At 52.9% G+C, this 1,957-nt stretch carries 2 protein-coding genes; both read right to left on the bottom strand.

The window, feature by feature from the left end; translation table 11 throughout:
* The coding region (locus tag B3F49_RS05100; protein ID WP_293909452.1) for a carbohydrate ABC transporter permease at window positions 1-626 on the bottom strand (626 nt) is incomplete at its 3' end.
* A gap of 83 nt (window positions 627-709) precedes the next feature.
* Window positions 710-1,957: ABC transporter substrate-binding protein (locus B3F49_RS05095; RefSeq protein ID WP_293909444.1), on the bottom strand; the 1,248-nt coding region annotated here is incomplete at its 5' end.

Genomic DNA, 1,957 nt, shown 5'->3' with positions numbered 1-1,957 from the left:
GTGATGGAAGTAAAGGTCTTCGGAGCAGATGCCCCATCGATTTTTGCAGCTTCGTAGAGTTCGATGGGAATGGCCTGCAACCCCGCAATGAGCACCACCATGTAGTAACCGGCTTGCGCCCAGATGGAGACTGCGATGATGGAGACCATCGCCAGCTTGCCGTCGGTCAGCCAGCGGATTCCATCGCCTCCCATACTGCGCAGCAGGTAGTTGATGATTCCCATCTCATCACCGAGAATGAAGCGCCAGGCGATACCGACGGTGATCATACTCAAGAGGGATGGTATATAAAAGAGGGATCGAAAGATTTTCTCACCCTTGAGGACGTTCTTATACAGCAGCAGGGCCAATGCCAAGGCATAGACCATGATCAGGGCAACGGTGAAGAAGGAGTAGACAATCGTATTGTTGAACGTCTTCCAAAAAACTTCGTCACCGGCCAGCTCAATAAAGTTGTCAAAGCCGATGAATTTCGGGGTAGTGAACACACCCCACTCGGTGAAGGACATCCTCAGGCCTTGGATGGCCGGGATGATGATGAAGGTTCCGAAAATGAGAATATTGGGAAGCAGGAAGAGCAGCGGGGCTGCTGTTTGATGAAAGTTTCCCTTGGTATGTCGTTTCATAGGAATTCCTAAAGGCAGGCAGCCCTGCCGGTCTGAAGGATCGGGCTCCCCCTGGGTGGAGGAGCCGATTTCCAACTGTCTCCTTACTTGAAGAAGGTTGCACCTCTGTTGTCAACATTGATTGCAGCCTGTTCGGCGGTGATGTTGCCAAGCAGCACTTCCACAATCTGCTCGCGGATGTAGGTGGTAACTTTGCTCAGGTTGGTATTCTTCCATTCGTTGGCGGTGTAGGCCGGAGTGACCTTCAGTTCTTCGAGGAAGACCTCAAAGTCGCCGCTGTTGGACGGATAGGTGACCTGTGCATCGTTGCGTGAAGGAATGTTGAAGGTGTCGCGGCTGTACATCTCGTTGTGAGCCTTGTCAGCGAAGGCGGCCATGAGCTTGAATGCTTCTTCCTGATTCTTTGCTCCCTTGAAGGAGGCAACGAACTTTCCGCCGGGAACCGACGAGTTGATAGCGCCCTTGGGCATACGCACAGCCTTCCATTCAAAGTCTTTCACGTTCTTGTTGTAGGTGTTGATGTTCCAGCTGCCGCCGATATGACCGGCAACAAGGCCCGCTTGGAAGAGCTCGGCAGGGTTCTCGGAACCGAGCCATACACTCTTGGGTACCAAACCTTCGTCGTGCAGGTGCTTGAACCACTTCAGGGTTGCAATGGTACCGGGATTGTTGAACTTGATGTTCGACTGATCCTCATTGAGGAAGCGTCCATTCCATTGGTACATGAGGGTGGAGAAGCGGTGCGGGGTGAAGTCGACGGCCAGGCCGTACTTCATGGCAGGATTGGCTGCGATAACCTTCTTGACGATGGTTTCCCATTCGCTCCATGTCCATGTCTTGCTGACTTCATCCACATCGATGCCGGCCTTGTCGAAAGCAGTCTTGTTGACCAGCATGCCGTTGGCTGTTGCTTCCGTGGGGTAGGCGATGAACTTGCCTTCCTTGTTGGTGGCAAAAGCTACCATCGAAGGCAAATACTGCTTCTTCACTGCCTCAACATCGGCTACGTGGTTCTCGATCGGCTCCAGGCTGTCGACAACCACCGACAGGGTGTTGGTGGTGATACGGGCCAGATCGGGTGGGTTGCCGCCGCTGATCATCAGCTTGAGTTTCTGGTCATACTCGTTGTAGGCGACAATCTGGAGATCGAGCTTCACATGGGGGTTGGCCTTCAGGTAGTCATCCATGGTCTTCAGAAAGACATCGGACTCATTGGCGTCATTGAACCACAATACCGAAAGGGTCACATCTTTTTTCGCGCCCTCTTCCTTGGTTCCTGCTGCAAACATGGCCGTAGTGGCGAGCAACAGGATCATCAATGTCACGATTAC

It is taken from the genome of Sphaerochaeta sp. UBA5836 (assembly GCF_002432845.1).
GTDB lineage: Bacteria > Spirochaetota > Spirochaetia > Sphaerochaetales > Sphaerochaetaceae > Sphaerochaeta.
The sequence above is the reverse complement of the archived record's forward strand: the minus strand, read 5'-3'. Positions and strand labels throughout refer to the sequence as shown.